Origin of the sequence: Paenibacillus sp. JJ-223 (assembly GCF_927798175.1) — a bacterium.
Classification (GTDB): Bacteria; Bacillota; Bacilli; order Paenibacillales; family Paenibacillaceae; genus Paenibacillus; species Paenibacillus hubeiensis.
Genome location: NZ_CAKMMP010000003.1, coordinates 97,766 through 117,990, shown reverse-complemented (window position 1 = coordinate 117,990; position 20,225 = coordinate 97,766). Strand labels below are relative to the sequence as shown.

At 49.7% G+C, this 20,225-nt stretch carries 17 protein-coding genes; 8 read left to right on the top strand and 9 right to left on the bottom strand.

The genetic code is table 11. The features are described from left to right. Positions 1–62: 62 nt before the first annotated feature. The 3 genes from L6H98_RS06905 to L6H98_RS06895 all read left to right on the top strand — a co-directional run bounded on the left by L6H98_RS06905 (position 63) and on the right by L6H98_RS06895 (position 4,154). Complete coding sequence (locus L6H98_RS06905; RefSeq protein ID WP_236413881.1) at positions 63–1,991, top strand: beta-glucoside-specific PTS transporter subunit IIABC; 1,929 nt, start codon at positions 63–65, stop codon at positions 1,989–1,991. 31 nt (positions 1,992–2,022) lie between these two features. Further along, positions 2,023–2,880 carry a DMT family transporter gene (locus L6H98_RS06900; RefSeq protein ID WP_236414347.1) on the top strand — a complete coding sequence of 286 codons (858 nt, stop codon included), beginning with the start codon at positions 2,023–2,025 and terminating at the stop codon, positions 2,878–2,880. A gap of 299 nt (positions 2,881–3,179) precedes the next feature. Further along, the gene (locus tag L6H98_RS06895; protein ID WP_236413879.1) at positions 3,180–4,154 is read left to right on the top strand and encodes a sensor domain-containing diguanylate cyclase; all 975 of its coding nucleotides are present in this window, start codon (positions 3,180–3,182) and stop codon (positions 4,152–4,154) included. A gap of 113 nt (positions 4,155–4,267) precedes the next feature. Here L6H98_RS06895 and L6H98_RS06890 read toward each other — a convergent pair whose 3' ends face one another. The 5 genes from L6H98_RS06890 to L6H98_RS06870 form a co-directional block, all read right to left on the bottom strand. Beyond that, entirely contained in the window at positions 4,268–4,672 is a 405-nt protein-coding gene (locus tag L6H98_RS06890; protein WP_236413877.1) for a VOC family protein, read from the bottom strand. Positions 4,673–4,719: 47 nt separating this feature from the next. Then, positions 4,720–5,091 carry an iron chaperone gene (locus L6H98_RS06885; RefSeq protein ID WP_236413875.1) on the bottom strand — a complete coding sequence of 124 codons (372 nt, stop codon included), beginning with the start codon at positions 5,089–5,091 and terminating at the stop codon, positions 4,720–4,722. Between the two features lie 92 nt (positions 5,092–5,183). Continuing rightward, a complete protein-coding gene (locus tag L6H98_RS06880) occupies positions 5,184–6,353 on the bottom strand; it encodes a GNAT family N-acetyltransferase (protein WP_236413874.1) in 1,170 nt (389 codons plus the stop codon). A gap of 195 nt (positions 6,354–6,548) precedes the next feature. Next, complete coding sequence (gene pdxS, locus L6H98_RS06875) at positions 6,549–7,430, bottom strand: pyridoxal 5'-phosphate synthase lyase subunit PdxS (RefSeq protein WP_236413872.1); 882 nt, start codon at positions 7,428–7,430, stop codon at positions 6,549–6,551. A 169-nt stretch (positions 7,431–7,599) separates the two neighbouring features. Next, the gene (locus tag L6H98_RS06870) at positions 7,600–9,030 is read right to left on the bottom strand and encodes a PLP-dependent aminotransferase family protein (RefSeq protein ID WP_236413871.1); all 1,431 of its coding nucleotides are present in this window, start codon (positions 9,028–9,030) and stop codon (positions 7,600–7,602) included. A 340-nt stretch (positions 9,031–9,370) separates the two neighbouring features. On the opposite strand from L6H98_RS06870, the gene L6H98_RS06865 reads away from it, so the two are divergent. Further along, the gene (locus tag L6H98_RS06865) at positions 9,371–10,120 is read left to right on the top strand and encodes a YqcI/YcgG family protein (RefSeq protein WP_236413870.1); all 750 of its coding nucleotides are present in this window, start codon (positions 9,371–9,373) and stop codon (positions 10,118–10,120) included. Positions 10,121–10,230: 110 nt separating this feature from the next. On the opposite strand, the gene L6H98_RS06860 is transcribed toward L6H98_RS06865, so the two are convergent. Next, positions 10,231–11,649, bottom strand: coding sequence for an amino acid permease (locus L6H98_RS06860; RefSeq protein ID WP_236413869.1), 1,419 nt, complete (start codon positions 11,647–11,649; stop codon positions 10,231–10,233). A 112-nt stretch (positions 11,650–11,761) separates the two neighbouring features. Between L6H98_RS06860 and L6H98_RS06855 the strand changes: the two genes are divergently transcribed. From L6H98_RS06855 to L6H98_RS06845, 3 genes are all read left to right on the top strand, one after another. Next, complete coding sequence (locus L6H98_RS06855) at positions 11,762–12,397, top strand: LysE family transporter (protein ID WP_236413868.1); 636 nt, start codon at positions 11,762–11,764, stop codon at positions 12,395–12,397. 200 nt (positions 12,398–12,597) lie between these two features. Further along, a complete protein-coding gene (locus tag L6H98_RS06850) occupies positions 12,598–13,215 on the top strand; it encodes a TetR/AcrR family transcriptional regulator (RefSeq protein WP_236413867.1) in 618 nt (205 codons plus the stop codon). Positions 13,216–13,242: 27 nt separating this feature from the next. Further along, a complete protein-coding gene (locus L6H98_RS06845) occupies positions 13,243–15,555 on the top strand; it encodes an MMPL family transporter (RefSeq protein ID WP_236413866.1) in 2,313 nt (770 codons plus the stop codon). Positions 15,556–15,728: 173 nt separating this feature from the next. Here L6H98_RS06845 and L6H98_RS06840 read toward each other — a convergent pair whose 3' ends face one another. Both L6H98_RS06840 and L6H98_RS06835 read right to left on the bottom strand, forming a co-directional pair. After that, positions 15,729–16,457 carry an amino acid ABC transporter ATP-binding protein gene (locus L6H98_RS06840; RefSeq protein ID WP_236413865.1) on the bottom strand — a complete coding sequence of 243 codons (729 nt, stop codon included), beginning with the start codon at positions 16,455–16,457 and terminating at the stop codon, positions 15,729–15,731. Beyond that, entirely contained in the window at positions 16,450–17,859 is a 1,410-nt protein-coding gene (locus L6H98_RS06835) for an amino acid ABC transporter substrate-binding protein/permease (protein ID WP_236414346.1), read from the bottom strand. Before L6H98_RS06835 ends, L6H98_RS06840 begins: the two co-directional genes overlap by 8 nt. 456 nt (positions 17,860–18,315) lie before the next feature. Here L6H98_RS06835 and L6H98_RS06830 point away from each other — a divergent pair, with 456 nt between their 5' ends. Continuing rightward, positions 18,316–19,344 (top strand): pectate lyase, encoded by a 1,029-nt coding sequence (locus L6H98_RS06830; RefSeq protein ID WP_236414345.1) that lies wholly within the window; start codon positions 18,316–18,318, stop codon positions 19,342–19,344. 137 nt (positions 19,345–19,481) lie between these two features. On the opposite strand, the gene pcp is transcribed toward L6H98_RS06830, so the two are convergent. Further along, positions 19,482–20,129 carry a pyroglutamyl-peptidase I gene (gene pcp / locus L6H98_RS06825; protein WP_236413864.1) on the bottom strand — a complete coding sequence of 216 codons (648 nt, stop codon included), beginning with the start codon at positions 20,127–20,129 and terminating at the stop codon, positions 19,482–19,484. Positions 20,130–20,225 lie beyond the last annotated feature (96 nt).

The window sequence follows — 20,225 nt, the reverse complement described above, 5'->3', positions numbered from 1 at the left end:
GATACATCACAATTATGTAAGTGTTTACAATTGAGAATATGACTCAAAGGGAGTTATGATCCATGGACAAAAAGCAACTTGCTAAAGAAATTTTGGAAAGCGTCGGCGGAGAGAAAAACATCAAAATGGCCACGCATTGCATTACACGCATTCGTTTTAATTTGCACGACGATCGGCGGGCCGACTCCGAAAGGCTGAAAAACATGGCCGGAGTCATGGGCGTTGCCCAAAGCGGCGGCCAATACCAGGTCATTATCGGCAACGAAGTGGGCTCGGTGTTCAACCAGCTGATTCAGATTGCCGACATCAAAACCGATGACGAAGATGAAGAGCAACTTACTGCGGATAACAAGGATAAAAAGAACATATTCAGCCGATTGTTCGAAGTCATCTCCAGCATCTTCACCCCTGCCATTCCGGTGATCATCGGTGCCGGCATGCTGAAGGGGCTGCTTTCCCTGCTCACGGTATGGAATTTGGTCCAGCCGGAAAGCGGTGTGTTCGTTGTGCTGACTGCACTATCCACAACCGCCTTTTATTTCTTGCCCATCCTCTTGGCCATTACGGCGGCTAACAAATTTAAGACGAATCCTTACATCGCCGTCGTTGTAGCAGGTGTGCTCCTTCATCCCAATTTCGCCGCGCTGCGTGCGGATGGCGTGACAGAGCTAAGCCTCCTTGGCGCCCCCATGCGCCTGATCGACTACTCGTCTTCCGTACTGCCGATCCTGTTGTCCGTCATTTTGCTGGCTTACATCGAGAAATATGTTAAAAGAATCGTGCCCGGTTCGCTGAAAATCGTATTCGAACCGATGATTATTTTGCTCATCGCCATTCCAATCGTATTGATTGTATTGGGTCCACTCGGTTCGTATGCGGGTAACGCACTCGCCGTTGGTTTCTCTTGGCTCTATTCCACGTCAGGCTTGTTTGCAGGGATCGTTCTGGGCGGCACGTTCTCGCTGATTGTCATCACTGGCATGCACTACGGATTGGTTCCGCTCATCGTGCAATCCGTATCACAATATGGATACGATTACATCAAACCACTCATGACCGTAGCCAATATCGGCCAGGCAGGCGCATCCTTCGCTGTGTTCCTGAAAACGAAAAATAAAGCCCTCAAATCTGTCGCGGGTGCAGCTGCGTTCAGCGCATTGATGGGTGTCACCGAGCCGGCAATCTACGGCGTAACGATGCGGCTCAAAAAACCGTTCATCGGCGCAGCTACAGGCGGTGCGGTCGGAGGAGCCATTTCCGGTTTCTATGGAGCCAAAGCGTACGGTTACACGTTGGCAGGTCTTCCGGGCATTCCGCTCTTTTTAGGAGAAACGTTCATCTATCTGGCCATCGCCATGGCTGCTTCGTTTATTGTTGCTGCCGTGGTCACTTGGGTCATCGGATTCCAAGACATTCCAAACCCTGAAAGCACAGTTGAAATACCCGTGAATGCCTCTGCTCCAACTCCTAAAAGTGTCTTAAATCATGCTGGTGGACAAACGGAAGTGCCGGAAGGTGTCATTTTGAGCCCAATGCAAGGTTCGCTCCATCCTCTCCGCGTTGTTCCGGATGAAACCTTCAGCCAGGAGATGATGGGCAAAGGCGTTGCCATCGTGCCTGCAGCAGGCAGGGTTGTATCTCCTGTCCATGGCGTAGTGGCCAAACTGTTCAAAACCAAGCATGCTATAATGATCGTAAGTGATGACGGGGCGGAAATTTTGATTCATGTCGGTATCGACACCGTCAAATTGAAAGGAAAACACTTCACCTCCCATATTAACGAAGGCGACCGGTTGAATGCCGGGGACCTGTTGTTGGAATTCGATATACAAGCCATCCAATCCGAGGGCTATAACACAATTACGCCAATCATTATTACGAACTCGGACCAATACGCTTCCGTCACTCCGTATGATTCGGATGCTGTTCGAGAAAAGGATATTCTGTTGTCCCTGGTGTCAAAGCATATTCCTGGCAGCCTGTCATCCTAAACAAAACGTACCGAAGGGATATGACTTGAAAATGCAACTTCTGAGTTTGGTTCTGTGTTTAATCTGGGGATTCAATTTCGTGATCATGAAGCTGGGGAACGGCCTGTTCCCCCCTGTTTTATTCGCCGCTTTTCGCTTTTTGGTCGGGTCCGGTTTTCTTTTTCTGATCGTGTTTTTCAAACGGATCCCCCTTCCGAAACGGGAACATTTCAAATGGTTCGTGATCTGCGGCATTTTGCAAACGACCTATTTTAACATTGCGATTCAGGTATCCCTGAATTACATCAGTGCCGGCTTAACGTCCGTGCTGACCTACAGCATGCCCTTGTTTCTCTCCTTAATGGCACATTACGTCATTCCAAGCGACCGGTTAACGACCCGCAAATCCATTGGAATCATCGTTGGCATTCTGGGATTGGGACTCGCGATGGACATTCGTTTCTCCGGGAATCCTTGGATTTTGCTGCTGGCTCTTTCGTCCGCAATCTCTTGGGCAATCTCCAACCTGATCATCAAACAAAAGCTTCAGGACTGTGACAAAGTGCAGTTCACGACCTGGCAGATGGCATTCGGAACGATCGGTCTGTTCATTTGCTCCCTGCTGTTCGAACATGGGACAACCCACTGGAATCTGAACGCTGTGTTGTACTTGCTGTTTTCCGGCATTGTTGCGTCCGCGCTTGCGTTTGTATTATGGACCAACATTCTGTCCAAACTTGAGGCCAGCAAAGCATCGATTACATTGTTGACTGTTCCCATCATCGGGGTGTTGTCCGGTTGGCTCTTCCTACATGAATCCTTCAAGATCGCCACGCTTGGAGGCATCGCCCTCGTCCTGTTCGGCATTTGGATCGTAAACAGCAAACCTGCGGCGCCTAAAGCCGCTTGATGATCCTCTCATGCTCTTTTTTGATCCAACTAAACTTTTCCCTAGAACATTTTCCAATTGGTCAGCATTATACGATGGACTTCCTAAACCTCGTTTTAGGAAGTCCTGTTTTTTCATTTTATTAAAAATTGAAAATATTTTTGTTTTTTTGAATGTAAGTTTTTAGTAATATATAGGTTGATACTATTTTTAAACGAAATCAACAAGAAGACCCGGACACCCGGTCTTGAATACATATTTCACAGCGATAACCTGATCGTCTGCAACTATATATATTTGATATTAAGGAGAGTTACATTATGAGTCAGCCCATCAAAGAATTTCCTTTTTATACAAATTTCAACGAGGTCACGCACGATATTTTGGAAATGGCCAATCAGATTCTCCGGGATAAGTTTTTATTCCTGAGTTCCCTCACCGACACAGAGCAAGTCATCCTGAAAGTGTTGGACAATGATAAAACGATCGGAATCCATGAAGGGATGACGATTCAAGTCGACTCCACCGTATGCAACCGGATTGATTTCTCATGCGATGCGCCGTTGGTCTATGAAGATATCACCCAAGACTCGGCATTGGATGATCTGCTGCCTGCTTTAAAGGAAGCCAGGATCGGTTCCTACCTAGGGGTTCCCATAATCCTGAGAAACGGGGATGTATTCGGCACGTTATGCGCCGTGAATTCCTCGGCTTCGGTATTTGACTGCACAAGCGTGAATTTGTTTCAAAAAGTGGCGAGGCTGTTTTCATATTATTTGGATTTGGAAAAATTGGCCTTCAGGGATTCGTTAACGGGGGCTTACAACAGGCAGTTCCTGCATAAATACTTTGATGAGCATCCAACAGCATATGGAGCTTTGTTGTTCCTTGATCTGGATGGCTTCAAAAATGTCAACGACTTGTTCGGCCATCATGCGGGAGATTTGGTATTGAAGGAAGTGTCCCTTCGTTTGGAAGAGCTGATGCTGCACAATGACGGGTTTGTCGTTCGGCTTGGCGGGGATGAATTCGTGGTTTATTATCATCATTTGTCGGATCGGCATCAGATTGTGAACCAGGCAGAGTTGATTCTGGGTCGGTTATCCTCCTGGGACAGTCTCAGGGATAAGGAGAAATTCCAATTATCGGTGAGCATTGGCATTATTCCTTATACCGAACAAATGAATATCGATCTGTCCACGCTGCTTGAGCATGCGGATGCCGCATTATATCAAGCCAAATCAAGCGGCAAAAACAAGTATCAGTTTTATGAAGGCGTGGGTCTTGAAGCCTGAAATCATTGCTTATCGGAGCAATCGAAGATATTGAACGGAGCAAGCTTGTCCGAATTCTTGCTCCGTCATGATTGCTTTCAGCCTACGATTTACGCGCTTTTTCAGAGAACGGATCAGGCCAGGTTAAGCTGCCACGTCACGCCGAATTTGTCTCCGACCCAGCCGAATTTGGAACTGAATGGATAAGCGCCAAGCGGCATGTACACGGTTCCTCCATCCAGCAATTTGGCAAACGTGCGTTCAATTTCCTCATCCGATTCACACTCCACAAACAGGGAAATGGCAGGCGTAAACGAAAAAGCATGCTTCACGTAGCTATCGATACACATGAACGTTTGCCCGGCCAGCTTGAATGTTGCTTGATGCAAAGAACCTTCCGGACCATCTTCATTCGGGCCGTATCGTTGAATGCTTGTGATTTCAGAGTCTTCGAACAGACTCACGTAGAAGTTCATCGCCTCTTCTGCCTGACCTTCAAACATCAAAAACGTTTTGATTTTAGGGCCGATTTTTGCCATGACGGGATCTCCCTTTTTATTTTTGTAGTGTGCTTCGAGCTTGCTTACTATTTTCTCCAAAACGTAGTGCACTCAGCCTTGTCCATTATATTGAACTCGATCAGTTTCGCAAGCAAACCAAAATCGACTTCATTTTTCCACGGCATACGAATCAGTTCCTTGGTATGGGTGTATCCTGCTTGGGTAATGTCATCCGCAAAACGTTCAATGACCACCTTCTCTGGAGCTACGGCGATGTGCTGTTTGGACACGCTAAACCCGATAATAAACGTATCGTGATCGGTAAACATGGGCTGATTCCATGCAATTTTGGGCGATAAAACCGGATAAGACTCCTTTACCCAATTCAATACTTCTTCCATTCGGGCACGGTGCTCCGGATGATCGATGCGCGTCAAATATTCCGCAAAAAATTCCATAATCCCCCTCCTCAAGAGCAATATTTTCAGTTGACGATGATCATCGCCATCCCATTTTACCATGAATCGAAACCGTACAAGGATGAACATATTTACTTTAAAACATTCGGAGATGCCAGCACGACCGACGTTTCAATCTGCCTTTCCGGCACGTCCCAATATCGCTGCAGCAGCTCCGCTTTTTTCTCCGGCGGAACCAGGGCGAAGCCGTTTTTCTCATAAAACGCGATGGCCCACGATGCCGCTTCCCATGTGCCGATCAGGATCGGTTTGTCGGTAAATCCAACGATGTGATTCAGCAGCATGGTGCCAATGCCGCCCTGGCGGCTTGACGTTTGTACGTAAGCATGACGGATTAACGCCACATCCCCTTTGTCTTGGATACCCATGACGCCGACAAGTTGTCCGCCAAGCTCGACGCCCCAGAAGTTTACGCCACTGTTCATCTCCTGCTTCAGCTCTTCCAGGCTCATATACGGCACATGATACCGATCTTCCGGAATAACCCCTTGATAGGCGGTAGCTGCATCGTTAATAATGCGGAAAATGGCAGGTTCATCGCTCTCCTCACATGGTCGAATGACGGGTGTCGTATGTACGATTTCTTGCAGCCGTTCCTTCACATGATTCGTGACGGCGCCGCCATGATAAGCGATCACTGCATCCACGTCGAGCTCCAGCAATTTCGCGATCGACTGCAAAGCGGTGGATGGATCTAACGTATGTTGGGGGTCAAAGGAGAGAAGATTGCCTTCTTGCGAAGTCAATGCATCACCGGCGATCAGCGTTTTGCTCGGAATATGGTACAGTGACATGTGATCCGGCGTGTGCCCCGGCGTATAGACGACCTGAATGCCGCCGGCCAACGGAAGAATGTCGCCATCCTGAAGTGCCGTATGCACCTGCACGGACGGTGCGAAAACCTTGCTTTTGATGAGCGGGATCGCTGCGGTCAAATAAGGGACGGCCTCCTCATGCGCCAGCACCGCGACCTGGCCTTCCCTGGCTTGCACCACTTCCGGCAGACTGCCGATATGGTCGCGGTCTTGATGGGTGATGATGACATGCGTCAAATCGTCCAAAGCAAACCCTTCCTTTTCCAGCATCGTACGGATCAGGTCCAATTGCCCGGAAATGCCGGTATCGACAAGAACGACATGCTGCTCGTCCCACAACAATGTCGGATGTACGACGAACGCTTCCCCATTCACGTCCATCCGAAGCTCCATCGCTTGAATTCCTGCGGGGGTCAGTGGCATCATTTCATCTTCCTTTCTTCTTGCGGATATGCCTTATTGTATAAGGTTTGGCAGGGTATTAAAAGTGTAAGTCGTTCCTTCGGCATTTCCCCTTTTCGTACAGTTGCCCTGCGTAAAAAGAAGAAGCACCACTCCATAAAGAGTGATGCTTTCTTGACCTATAGTCCTCCACGGTCACACACCATGGTCTTGATGATCTTACCAGCCGCGGTCCGACATGCGCTCCGACGGTGCAAGCGTGGCAATGTCGATGCCTTTCATCGGCGTACCCAGGTTTTTGGATACTTCGGCGATCAATTTGTAATCCGTGTAGTGCGTCGTTGCTTCCACGATCGCACGCGCAAACTTCTCAGGGCTGTCCGATTTGAAAATGCCTGATCCTACGAATACGCCGTCTGCGCCCAGGTGCATCATCAACGCCGCATCCGCCGGGGTGGCTACACCGCCTGCCGCAAAGTTGACGACCGGCAGTTTGCCGTTTTCGTGTACATCCAGCAGCTGCTCATAAGGAACGCCGAGCAATTTGGCTTCATGATACAGCTCGTCTTTGGACATGCCCGCCACTTTCTTGATCTGGCTGTTGATCAAACGCATATGACGGACCGCTTCAACGATATTTCCGGTTCCCGGCTCGCCTTTGGTACGGATCATCGAGGCACCCTCTCCGATCCGGCGCAGCGCTTCACCCAGATCCTTCGCGCCGCAAACAAACGGAACGACGAATTCACGTTTGTCGATATGGTACACCTCATCGGCTGGTGTCAACACTTCACTCTCGTCCAGGTAATCCACGCCCAGGGATTCCAGCACTTTGGCTTCCACGTAGTGGCCGATGCGTGCTTTGGCCATAACCGGGATCGTTACCACTTTCATGACTTCTTCCACGATCGTTGGATCTGCCATCCGTGCAACGCCGCCTGCGGCACGAATATCCGATGGCACGCGCTCCAGCGCCATAACTGCTGTCGCTCCGGCCGCTTCTGCAATCTTTGCCTGTTCGGCGTTCATGACGTCCATGATGACGCCGCCTTTTTGCATTTCTGCCATGCCTCTTTTCACACGATCGGTACCTGTATTCATCTGTAGTCCCCCTATCCGAATTCGAACGAACCATCCAAGCATTGCATGCTTTTATTTCGTCTTTGTTAACTGGCTCTTATAAATTAAACCATTCCGGGAGTAATGGGTAGGGCCAGATTTTAAATTTTATATAGGACCACAACGCGTTACCGTGCAAAACCGGGACAAATTATCGTCCACGAAACCAAGCCTCGCAGAGCAGAGAAACGCCTTCGCGGATCCGTTCCTCATTCAATCCTCCGAAACCAAGCAGGACCTGCGCGTTTCCCGAATGATGCTTTTTCTCATAAAAAGCAGACATCGGATAGACCAAAACGCCATTATGCTGCGCGGCGGCGATAAGTTCTTCCTCGGTCATGCCGTTGCGCGGCTCCAGCACCAGGTGCAGCCCTGAAGCCGAACCGATGATTTGAACGCTGTCCTTCATGTAATCCTTGATTGCCGTCAATAACGCATGATGTCTTTTTTTATAAATGTTTCTGGCTTTGTTGAGATGTTTGCTCCATTCGCCGCTTTCCATGAACATCTCCAGCGTATGCTGATCCAGTTTGGACACGGTTTGTTTGTAACCCGCGTACCGCTCGTTGTACGTTCCTAGCAGTTTTTCCGGAAGCACCATGAAGCTGATTCGTATGGAAGGCATCAACAGTTTGGAAAACGTGCCTAAATACACGGTGTTTCCATGCATATCCAAACTATGCAGTGAGGGAATAGGCCTGCCTTCATACCTGAATTCGCTGTCGTAATCGTCTTCGATGACGTACCCGTCGTTATTTTTTGCCCATTCGATCAGCTCCAACCGCCTGGAGATCGGCATGACGGTACCTGTCGGGAACTGATGCGAAGGCGTAACATATACGGCCTTTACGTCTGTGTTCATCAGCTCGACCACGCTCAGGCCGTGTTTGTCGAGAGGGATCGGTTCTACTTGTTTTGCGTAATCCTTGATGACCAGAAGGGCCTGATCGTACCCGGGATCTTCCACCCCGAAACCATGCTCCCTGCCGATGATCTTGCATAGCATGCTTAATAGATACTGCGTGCCCGCACCAATAACGATTTGTTCTTCCCGGCAATTTACGCCGCGGGATTGATAGATGTACTCCGAAATTTGCTTGCGCAGTCCAAGTTCTCCTTGCGGTTCCCCGGCCAAAATCACGCTATTTTGTTCGGCCATGATGCTTTTCATCATCATTTGACGCCATAGCTTGAAGGGGAAATGAGTCAGGTCCACTTCCCCATATTTAAAATCGAATGCGTACTTTTGCGCCGGTCCCTCGAGTCCGGCAGCTTCACCTTCGCTTCCGGACTGCAGTGCATCATGCGGAAGGCCGGCCAGCAGAAACGTATCCTGCATCTCGGCGACGAACAGCCCCCGGCGTTCTTCGCTGATGACGTACCCTTCGGCAACGAGCTGCTGGTATGCCGCGTCTACCGTATTGCGGCTGATGTTCAAATACGAGGACAAGCGCCGTTGCGAAGGCAATTTGCCGTTAGCCGGAATTCTTTTTTTCTGTATTTCGTCTTTCAGGTATTCATATAGCTGCAAATACATCGGCTCATCCGAGGCCGGATCAAGATTAGGGGTAATTTCGAGCATATGTTCCATCTCCCAAAGATCATTAAATCAAAAATTCTGGCCCCCCTAGTTCTTGTCTTTGTCATTATTTCAACGAGGCCAAAATCATATTCATCTTAAATGGGATCAGGTTGGATGTAAAGATCCATAAGCGGGAAAAAGCCGCCATTAAGGACGGCTTGCCGAATACCTTCGTGCAAACAAAGCAGCCCATTCAATCTCCGGATGTGCGCTGGGCTGTTTGTTTACACGGGCAAGACAGCACGCGCCTGTTGTCGTTATAGGCCTTGCGCAAAACGTCAACTGGACAGTCACCATTTTCCTTCTGGGCGATATCCTATAAGGAAAAGGAGGACTGTTCATGTCGCTGTTGTTCGAACATACCGAGATCGAGCGTGAAGAGCTTTCACTGGATGACTGGAAAAAAGACGCCTGTAAGCGATTCGCTTCCAAAATGGGCGATCGGGAACACCGGTTTCCCTGCATTCCGGCAACGCATGCCTTCGCACTGGGCCACCTCCGTTATGGGTTCGTGTCCAATTCGGGCAATGGGTCTGCAGGCAGCCAACTGGCAGCCATCATTGCAGAATATGGACAATATTCACGCTCTTTCGGCGATTATTCTTCCCTGGTCGTTTTTTTCGAACCCGGGGATAGTATTGAAGACGTATTGAGTTATGAAACGTTTTTCTGGAATCTGTTAAGCGAGGTCAGCGGTCACGACGATGCATCCTGGCCGTCCGACATTCCGGAAGATCCGGAAAATGCCATGTGGGAGTACTGTTATGACGGGGAACGTTATTTTGTCTATTGCGGCACGCCGGCGCACGTCCTTCGCCAAAGCCGCAGCTTCCCTTATTTCATGTTAGCCTTAACGCCCCGTTGGGTGCTTGATCGCTGGAATGCCCATCCCCAAAAGGCGGCTGCCATTGCTCCGAGAATCCGCGAGCGCTTGGTCAAATACGATGCTGCTCCCGCCCACCCGGAATTGAAACCGTACGGATCGCAAGGAAACCTTGAATACAAGCAGTATTATCTGCGGGATGACGAGACTTCTTTATCCAAGTGCCCGTTTCATCGCGCCCTGCAAAAAGGACAGCGGCAGGAGTGATTCGAAACGTGCTTGTCAACGAATTAACAGAACCTTGTCCTAGAAGGACCCTCCTTCGAATAGGATGTTAAAAGCAGTCCTTTCGAAAGAGGGCTTTTGTCATGCCTTCATCATTTCAGTTTGTTTCTTCGCTTCGCAAATGTCGGCATCCGTTCGGAATAATGCATCGCATCGGCATTCCCTGGATGGGGCTCTGACAGACGCGCCCTCTTTTTGCGGACATGCTGGACCATGAAGTCGCTTGCACCAATCAGTGCAACAAGCAGCAGGCTGACGAAAAATCCGGGGCGGCTGAGCGGATGGAACAAGCTTCCCGTAACGGCCGCTCCGATGAGCAGCAATCCGACCCAGCGCTTGATTTTCCCGAAAGCAGTCGCCTTAACCAACTTGCCCGAAGACATCAAAATAAAGGACCAGTTGTACAGCAACATTAATCCGGCTGCCGTCGTAACGTACTCATACACTTTTTCCGGCAGCATTATGGAAACGGCAATGGTTCCGATCAAGCCGCAGCCGATGAGGGTTAACGCAAACAGCGGATATTTTTTCTTCCATTTTCGCGAAAAAAGCTTAGGCGCATCCCCCTCCTGTGCTAGGGTGATCATCATCGACGTGACGGCGTACAGGGATGCAGTCATGGTGGAAAATCCGGCAATGATCAACACTCCATTGAACACGTGGGGGATGAATTTCAGATGATCGCTGCTCAGCGCCAACACGAACGGGCTTTCCTTCGGATTAAACGCGCTTAATGGAACCATGCTTACGGCAAGTCCGATGGATAAGGCGTAAACTGCCGCAAGGGTGATCAACATGACTTTCCCGGCTCTGGGCGCCTGTTTGGGGTCTTTTAGCCGATAGGACAAGATACCTAACACTTCAATGCCGCCATAAGCATAGAACGCAAACAGAAAAGACGACCACAGCCCGTTCCATCCTTTGGGCAAGACCTCTGCAGCATCGAGGGGCAGATCGGCATTGAATTTCGCTCCCCCGATCCATCCGGCCAGAAGTGAACATGCCAGTATCAAAAACATCGCAATGGCAGCAATCTTGATGATCGCCAACACATGCTCGACCCGGTCGAATCCTTTATTGCCGAAAAAGACGATGCACATGCCTGCCAGTCCGAAACCAGCAGCGAATATCCACAACGGAACTGCAGGAAACCAGAATCGCGAGAAAATAGCTAATGCGGTCAGTTGGCTTCCCATGATGAGCAGCTCCGAAAACCAGTAGATCCATCCGCTCGCAAACCCTGCCCAGCTGCCATACGCGTTCTTCGCGTAGGAACGAAAGGAGCCTTGCTCGGGATGACCGGCCGTCATCCGAGCCAGGGCATCGAACACTACATAGGTCCCCAGCGCGGCCAAAACATAAGCAAACAATACCGCCGGTCCGCCGATGGAGATGGCCAGTCCCGATCCCAAAAAATAACCCGTACCGATCGTGCCAGCAACGCCAAGCAGGCTTAGCTGCCACCATTTCAGTTTTTTCTCCTTGTCTGACGCATTTGATGCAGTACCCATGGATTCATTCCTTTTTCATATGAGTGAGTGATGTTGCTTTCTAAGTAGCTTTGCCCATGCCGTCTTTTTTCATGTCTCCACGTGGATTCCCGATAGTGAAAGGAGCTTTTTTATGGAAATTTACATCAAATATGTTTTAATCGGTCTCGCCATAGCCATGCCTGTCGGCGCTATTACGGTCGAGATGACGAAGCAAGGATTAAAAAACGGGTTCGTTCACGGGTGGGCCGTGGGTCTGGGCGGCATGACGGTCGATGTTTCGCTGATCCTGGCGATGTATTTCGGGTTTGCTTCCTTGCTTGCATTGCCTTATGTGCAAATTCCGCTTTGGCTTGCGGGCGCAGCCGTTCTGGCCTACCTGGGCTATGATTCGATCCGGAACGCAGACCAGGACATCACCCCGGCAGATGAAAAAACGAAAAAATCGTTCTGGAGCACATTCTTCAGCGGACTGCTGGTTGCTGTATCCCCCGGCAATCTGATCTTCTGGATCTCCGTTTTCGGAGCCGTGTTATCGGCTTCTTACAATTCGGGCAAAGAAAGCTTTGCCATCGCGGCCATCGGCGTGTTATGCGGCATTGTGATTCATGACTTGGGCTTGATGTCCATCGTTTCCGTTTCGCGCAAAGTGATGAGCCGGGCCATGATTCGTTTTGTCTCCGTCATTGCAGGCATACTTTTATTGGGATTTTCATTCTATTTCTCCTATCAGTTCATATTGGCACTCTGGCACATGTTCAGTGTCTGATTGGTTGTATGTAACGTACGCTAGCAATAGACGTATGTGACTTGCATGTGAGACCTTGGGCCCTCAGCCTTATGGTCTTTTTTTCATGCAACTTTCTCGATTTTAAATATTGCACTTTAGGCAAAATTGCACATTGGGCAATTAATTGATATGATTGAGGCATCTTTCCCACATTTTTATGGAATCGGAGGTGAACCATCGTGAACCGCAGTTTACGCGCTATCAAAAAAGAAGCCACCGCCAGCGCTTTGGCTGAAGCCGCTTTTCAACTTGCCCTGGAACGCGGGCTGGATGGTTTCGTGGTCGAAGATATCGTGCAGCGCGCAGGATATTCCCGCAGAACGTTCGCGAATCATTTTTCGTGCAAGGAGGAAGCCGTAGTCATGGCGGGCGAGCATTTTCACGGGATTGACGAATATTTGGACATGATTGAACGGCTGCCCGAAGATACGACGCCGCTTGAAGTCATGTACCAGTTCATCAAAATGCAATTGACGGAAGAGGTCCTTCGGAGAATCCATCAAATTCTGGAACTGTCGAAAACGTATCCGACGCTGGCTCCTTACACGCTCAGCCTGTTGCACCGATTGCAGACCGCTGCCCAGGAAGCGCTGAATGGACTGTTCGAAAACCGTTATCCGGTGGGCTATAACCATTTTCTTGCCGGCGCCGTTTGCGCGGCGATCATCCCCCTGCTGGATGGAAGCGTCCCTGTTAACATTCCTGGGCTGCCTTCCGAGGATACGCCGGGTTCCGTTTCATTCGATGAATATATCGATTCCGCGTTTACTTATTTGCGCAATGGATTCCAGATTTAACGAACGTTAGGAGAGAACGAAAAAACGATGTCAAAACTACTTTATAGACTTGGAAGGAAAGCTTACGACAAACCGTGGTACTTCATCTTGGGCTGGGTTCTGATTCTGGGCATCGTCGCAGCGGCCTTGGGCATGAACGGCGTGCATGTCTCGTCCGACATCAAACTCGAAGGAACCCCTTCCCAGCAAGTGCTGGACCGTTTGGAAAAGGAATTGCCCGAAGCTTCGGGAGGCCAAGGCAGCGTTATTTTCAGCGCTCCCGAAGGAGAGCGTTTGGATACGCCCGATAACCTGAGCGCCATCACCAAAGCGGTGAATGATGTATATCAATTGGACTATGTCATCAATCCTGCGGAGCTGGCGGCTGCTGCCGGTGCCGACGCTTCAGCCATGCAGCAGCAGGCTGCGCAGGCCGCCGCATCGGGACAACCAAGCTCGGAGCAAACGGAGTTACCGCCTTATGGGCCTCTTATAGTTAATGGCATGCCCGTACCTGGCGTGAATATTTCCTCAGACGGCAACGTGGCATTGTTCCAATTCCAGTTCACGGTGCAGCAGAACTCCTTGCCCAAAGGCGTCACGGATTCCGTCATTCAGGCGGTATCGCAAGCCGAACAAGGAACGAATATAACCATCCTGCCGAGCGATTCGTTGAAAGAAGTCGGCATCCCGATCGGAAGCAATGAGATTTACGGCCTGGTTATTGCCGCAATCGTTCTGTTTATGACGCTGGGCTCCGTCGTTGCGGCAGGTTTGCCAATCGTCATCGCATTGTTCGGTGTAGCCGCTGGTGTAGGCGGTGCCTTCGCCATCTCGAATTTTGTGACGATGACCTCCTTTACACCGGTATTGGCGCTTATGATCGGCCTCGCCGTCGGCATTGACTACGCACTGTTTATCGTCAACCGGCAGCGGAGACTGATTTTTGACCAAAACCTAAGCGCGCGCGAAGCAGCGAGCCGGGCCGTCGGCACCGCAGGCAGCGCCGTATTCTTCGCGGGTCTGACCGTGATCATCGCGCTGTGCGGATTGCTCGTCATCGGCATTTCCTTCCTGAGCATGATGGCGCTCGTCGCGTCCGTTACCGTACTGTTCAACGTGCTGATCGCCTTGACGCTTCTTCCGGCCTTGCTTGGCCTGTTGGGCGAACGCATCTGCTCCCGCAAAGCGAGAGAAAAGAATCATGCTCAAGGAACTAAACCAGCAAACAAACTCGCGGATCGCTGGGTTTCCGGCGTCGTGAAGCTCCGCTGGCCGGTCATCGTCGCCGTCATTGCCATTCTCGGCACGGCTGCGCTCCCGGTTGCCAAAATGGAACTGGGCATGCCATCAGGCGCTACGGCCAATCTGGATACAACCGCGCGCCAAAGTTACGACGCCATTACGAAGGGATTCGGAGAAGGCTTCAATGGGCCTTTGCTCATTGTGGCCGAGCCTAAGGATGCGTCGCAGACGGTCTCGCTTCAAACGTTGGGCATGCTTGCCCAGCAATTGCAACAATTGGACCACGTTTCCGTCGTAACGCCTGCCGGTGTGAGCAAAGACGGCAAAATGGCCATTCTAAGCCTCATTCCTGAAACGGGCCCAACGGATCAGGCGACCAAACAGCTGGTCGAGGAATTGCGTTCACCAGACTCTGCGATTGCACGCGATCAGGACATGAAGCTTGGCGTTACAGGACTTACTGCGGTCAACATCGACATGTCTGCCAAACTGGCAGAAGTTTTCCCGGTATATATCGGAATCATTGTAATCCTTTCATTGGTCATCCTGCTCCTGGTCTTCCGGTCCATTCTGGTACCCATTAAGGCTACCATCGGGTTTTTGCTGAGTATCCTTGCTACGTTCGGGTTAACTACAGCCGTGTTCCAGTGGGGTTGGGCAAAAGAATGGTTCGGGTTTGACACGGGCGGTCCTCTGCTTAGCTTTATTCCGATCATGGTTACAGGCATTCTCTACGGATTGGCCATGGACTATCAGGTTTTTCTGGTATCCTCGATGAGAGAGTCCTATGTGCACGGACATCGCGGAAACGACAGTGTCAAACATGGTTATCAAATGGCAAGCCGCGTCGTTGTCGCAGCAGCCATCATTATGGTATCCGTGTTCGCCGGATTTATTTTCACCCATGATATTATGATCAAACAGATTGGATTCGCGCTTGCGCTTGGCATATTGATCGACGCCTTCGCGGTCCGTATGGCACTTGTGCCTGCGGTGATGTCCCTCTTTGGCGACAAAGCTTGGTGGCTGCCGAAATGGCTGGATCGCATGCTTCCAAACCTGGACGTCGAAGGAGACAAACTGATCGCAGAACTGAATGCACAAGAAAAACGCTGAAACTTATGAAAAGCACCCTAGAGAATTCCCCGTTGTCTCTCGGGCAAGGAATATTCTCGAAGGTGCTTTTTGTTATTAGCCGATCGAAGCGATCGGCAGCCATGCCGCAAAAAAACCTTCCAGACCTAAAAGTCCGGAAGGTTTTGATTTTGTGTTTAACACGTTACGACACGTCACAGCACTTTATCCAAAAAGGTGATGGTACGTTCATTTTTTGGATTCACAAAAATATCTTCAGGTTTGCCTTGCTCCAAAATATAGCCGCCATCCATGAAAATGACGCGATCGGCTACTTCGCGGGCGAATCCCATCTCATGAGTAACGATCATCATGGTCATGCCTTCGCGGGCAAGATCCTTCATGACGCCAAGCACCTCGCCGACCATTTCGGGATCAAGCGCGGATGTCGGTTCGTCGAACAGCATCACGTCCGGGTTCATCGCAAGCGCGCGGGCAATCGCTACCCGCTGCTTTTGTCCACCCGAAAGCTGGCTCGGGAAGCTGTCTGCTTTATCCTTCAATCCCACTCTCTCCAGCAAACGAAGCGCGGTATCACGGGCCTTTTCTTGGCTGAGCTTACCGAGTTCCATCGGCGCAAACATGATGTTTTTCAGTACGCTGAAATGCGGGAACAGATTGAAATGCTGGAAGACCATGCCGATATTTTCGCGTGCTTTGTTAATGTCCGTTTTTGGATCGCTCAAGTCTTGGTCATCCACGATGACCCTTCCTTCGGTGATCTCTTCCAGTTTGTTGATGCAGCGCAAAAACGTGCTTTTTCCGGAGCCGGACGGCCCGATGACGCAAACCACTTCGCCTTCGTTGACCGTCATGTCGATGCCTCTCAACACCTGATTCGATCCGTAACTTTTTTTCAATCCTTCGACTTTGATTTTACCCACGGCGAAGCTTCACCTCCAGATAGCCTGACAATTTGGTTAGTATGGTGATCACGATCAAATACATAATGGCAACCGTCAACCAGATATCGAACGAAGCAAAGGTTCTGGCAATGATGATTTTACCGGATTGCGTCAGCTCGACCAGACCGATGACACTCAGAATAGACGTATCCTTTAAGGTGATCACGAGTTGGTTGACAAATGCCGGAATCATAACGCGAATCGCCTGAGGAATAACGATCTTGATCATTGCCTTGCGGTAAGGCAGACCCAGGGAGCGAGCCGCTTCCAATTGTCCGCGATCCACCGACTGAATTCCCCCGCGAATGATTTCGGTGACGTAAGCCCCAGCATTCAAGCTGAGTGTCAGAATCGCAGCCAAGAACAACGGCATCGTAAATCCTAATGCCTGCGGAATGCCGAAATAAATAAAGAAAGCCAATACAATTAACGGCACACCGCGGAACAAATCGACAAACACCGTAGCTACGCCCCGCAGAAATTTATTCTGGCCAACCTTCATGAAACCGAAGATCAGTCCCAGAATGAACGCAAAGAACAACGATACGATCGTGTATAATAACGTCTTGCCCATGCCCTTAATCAGCGCAGGCAGCGATTTCTGGATCAATTCCCAGCGGCCGAGCGCAGCCGTGGAGGAACCTTCGCCCAAGTATTTTGCGAGGATGGCGTCATATTCGCCACTTGCTTGAATGTTGGTCAGACCTGCATTGAACTTCGCCAGCAGCTCTTTATTCTGTCCTTTGCTGACCGCAAAGCCATAAGAACCGCCCGGTTCTTTATCCGTCACGATCTTTAATCCGTTATTTTGGGTGACTCCATAAGCCATAACGGGATAGTCTTCAAAACACGCGATCGAATTTCCGGTTTTGACATCATCGTACATTTGCGAAGAGTCGTCGAACGGAACGATCGTAAATCCGTATTTCGAAGCAATCGATTCTGCAAACGTGTAACCTTCCGTCCCTGTTTTTACAGCGACTTTTTGGCCACGCAGATCTTCATAGCTTTTCACGGTATCATTGTTGGCACTTACGCCCATAACAACGCCCGATTGGAAATAGGCTTCGGAAAAATCGAATTTTTGCTTGCGCTCATCGGTAATGCTCATACCCGCAATCACGCCATCGACCTGATTGGATTCCAGTGCCTGAACGGCTGCGTTAAATCCAAGCGGTTTAACTTGTACCTTGAAATTTTGATCTTTGGCGATCGCATTCAACAGGTCCATATCGATGCCGACGAAATCACCGTTCAAATCCTGGAATTCAAACGGAGCAAACGTAATATCCGTACCGATGACGTACGTTTTAACTTCATTGGATTGTGCGGCAGTGGTACCTGCCCATCCGGTTAATCCCGCCACCAGAAACAGCAGCATGGATAGTAATGCAAATGAGACCTTTGTTGTTTTCATGTGTCCTCCTTCTTCTCGGCCCTCACCGGATAACATCTTTCTTTCCCGCTTTAGCGTGACATGTTTGTTCACGTGTATTGCCCATTATACATTCCAATTCATTGCATGAAAATGAAAAATTTCAAATTTTAATATTAGGATTTGCAGCACCGGACTTATTGATTCGTTTTTTGTTATGATTTTGGCAGAAAAACAAATAACTTGCTTATTATTTCTTGAAAATGGAAATCCAATTTCCTGAGTTCAAAGCCTTTCTTATTAATCCTATATACATTGCCTCTCCGTTAACGTGTGTATGTTTTTTGCAGTTTATATCGTATTAAATCATTATTATTGATGCGAAACTAAATACATAATATAATCAATATGTAAAATTAAGGACAAAACAAAGGATGGTGACCTATTTTGAAAAGGCTTTCAATTTTATTGCTCGCCGCTGTGCTGTTTTTGTTGAACTTCCCCGCAAGTTCACCCTCTTATGGTGCAGCCAGTTTTCCGAACACCGGCACAACGGGACTTACCGGTTTCGCCGGGAACGCCAAAAACGAAAATGGCGTTTCCAAGTCGGCCGTCACCGGCGGCAAAAACGGTCAGATCGTCTATATCAGTACCTTGAGCGACCTGCGAACCCAAGTTGCAGATACTACGCCGAAAATTATTGTCATTGAAAAAAACATTTCTTCATCCACATTGCAAAAAGTGAACTTTGGCGCCAACAAAACCATTGTTGGTTCGTACAACAACCACACGCTCACCAATATTCATTTCCGCTCCACCTCCAGCTCAAGCAACGTCATTTTCCAGAACCTCACGTTTGAACATTCTGCCAGCATAAACGGAAATGACGACATCCAGATGTACATTACCTCCGGCACGAACTACTGGATTGACCATGTAACCTTCTCGGGGCATGCGTACAGTTCCAGCGGCAGTGATTTGGACAAGCTGCTTTACATCGGCGATCGTGCCGACTACATTACGATCAGCAACTCCAAATTCGCGAATCACAAATACGGAATCATTCTGGGGCACCCTAATGATGGTAACAGTGCTTATAATGGCGTGCCTCACGTCACGATGGCCAACAATTACTTCGAGAACCTGTACGTTCGCGGACCCGGACTCATGCGATACGGATACTTTCACATCAAAAATAACTACGCCAACAACTTCAACCAGGCGATGACCATCGGCGAAAAAGCTCGCATTTACTCGGAAAACAATTACTTCGGAGCAGGTGCCGAAAAAGGCGGCATTCTCGATGACAAGGGCAATGGCGAATTCACCGATACAGGCAGTACGCCAGCCTTGACCGCTCCCAAATCACCCAAAACCAATTGGAGACCCAGCAGCAATTACAGCTACGAAGTGCGGGATGCCAGCTATGCCCGCGAATTCGTGACCAAATACGCCGGATCATCCAATACCACGCTCGTTTTTGGCAAATAAACGTTGGATCAAGTTCTTGTCCGCTTGTTTTTGGCAAGAACTTGATTCCGTTTCGATGCAAGCTCAAGCTGCCTAACAAAAAAGAGCCGCTATAAAGCGACTCCCGGGTTTAACTTTTAAAGACCAACAGCTGGACTTCAACATATCTGCCCGTGGGCAGCAACGATGTCGCTCGGATGCAAGATGGCCGCGCGAATGCCTGCTTCCACTCCTTTCAGGATCATCTCCATACCCATGCTCGGTCCGCTGCGCGATACCGCTTGTTCCGGAAGCATCGGGATGTGGATGAAGCCTCCCCGAACGCGGCCTCCGCATGGTTCGAGTTTATGCATTAAACCGTAAAAAACATGATTGCACACAAACGTTCCTGCCGTATTGGATACCGAAGCCGGGATGCCCTGCTCGTTCATCGCATTCACCATAGCTTTAATGGGAAGCGTCGACCAATAAGCGGCCGGACCGTCCGGAAAGATGGGCTGGCCCGGAGGCTGATTGCCTTCATTGTCCGGAATGCGTGCATCATCCACATTGATGGCGATCCGTTCCACCGTAATGTCAGGTCGGCCCGCCGCCAAGCCAAGGCATATCACCAACTCCGGCTTTATTTCGTCGATCGCTTCGTAAAGCTGCTCGATCGACGAACCAAACACGGTCGGCAGTTCCTTGGCATAGATCGAATAACCCTCGATGGATCGCCCTTCAAACCATTCGAGTACCTTTTGCGCCGGATTGATTGCATCCCCGCCGAAAGGCTCAAAACCGGTTAACAGAATCGTTCTGCTCATAAGTTGATCTCCTCTGCTTGATTATGCTCGGCACAGGATAATATTAACACAAGCAGGGATCAAACGGGCGTTCTATCCTTCCTAAGCCGGTGAAGC

Bases quoted from the DNA above. Each gene is read 5' to 3' on its own strand.
- L6H98_RS06885 (WP_236413875.1), bottom strand. From the start codon at position 5,091: ATGGAATTTTTTGCGGAATATTTGACGCGCATCGATCATCCGGAGCAC.
- pcp (WP_236413864.1), bottom strand. From the start codon at position 20,129: ATGAGCAGAACGATTCTGTTAACCGGTTTTGAGCCTTTCGGCGGGGAT.
- L6H98_RS06845 (WP_236413866.1), top strand. From the start codon at position 13,243: ATGTCAAAACTACTTTATAGACTTGGAAGGAAAGCTTACGACAAACCG.
- L6H98_RS06880 (WP_236413874.1), bottom strand. From the start codon at position 6,353: ATGATGCCACTGACCCCCGCAGGAATTCAAGCGATGGAGCTTCGGATG.
- L6H98_RS06860 (WP_236413869.1), bottom strand. From the start codon at position 11,649: ATGGGTACTGCATCAAATGCGTCAGACAAGGAGAAAAAACTGAAATGG.
- L6H98_RS06900 (WP_236414347.1), top strand. From the start codon at position 2,023: ATGCAACTTCTGAGTTTGGTTCTGTGTTTAATCTGGGGATTCAATTTC.
- pdxS (WP_236413872.1), bottom strand. From the start codon at position 7,430: ATGAATACAGGTACCGATCGTGTGAAAAGAGGCATGGCAGAAATGCAA.
- L6H98_RS06905 (WP_236413881.1), top strand. From the start codon at position 63: ATGGACAAAAAGCAACTTGCTAAAGAAATTTTGGAAAGCGTCGGCGGA.
- L6H98_RS06855 (WP_236413868.1), top strand. From the start codon at position 11,762: ATGGAAATTTACATCAAATATGTTTTAATCGGTCTCGCCATAGCCATG.
- L6H98_RS06835 (WP_236414346.1), bottom strand. From the start codon at position 17,859: ATGCTGCTGTTTCTGGTGGCGGGATTAACCGGATGGGCAGGTACCACT.
- L6H98_RS06865 (WP_236413870.1), top strand. From the start codon at position 9,371: ATGTCGCTGTTGTTCGAACATACCGAGATCGAGCGTGAAGAGCTTTCA.
- L6H98_RS06870 (WP_236413871.1), bottom strand. From the start codon at position 9,030: ATGCTCGAAATTACCCCTAATCTTGATCCGGCCTCGGATGAGCCGATG.
- L6H98_RS06895 (WP_236413879.1), top strand. From the start codon at position 3,180: ATGAGTCAGCCCATCAAAGAATTTCCTTTTTATACAAATTTCAACGAG.
- L6H98_RS06890 (WP_236413877.1), bottom strand. From the start codon at position 4,672: ATGGCAAAAATCGGCCCTAAAATCAAAACGTTTTTGATGTTTGAAGGT.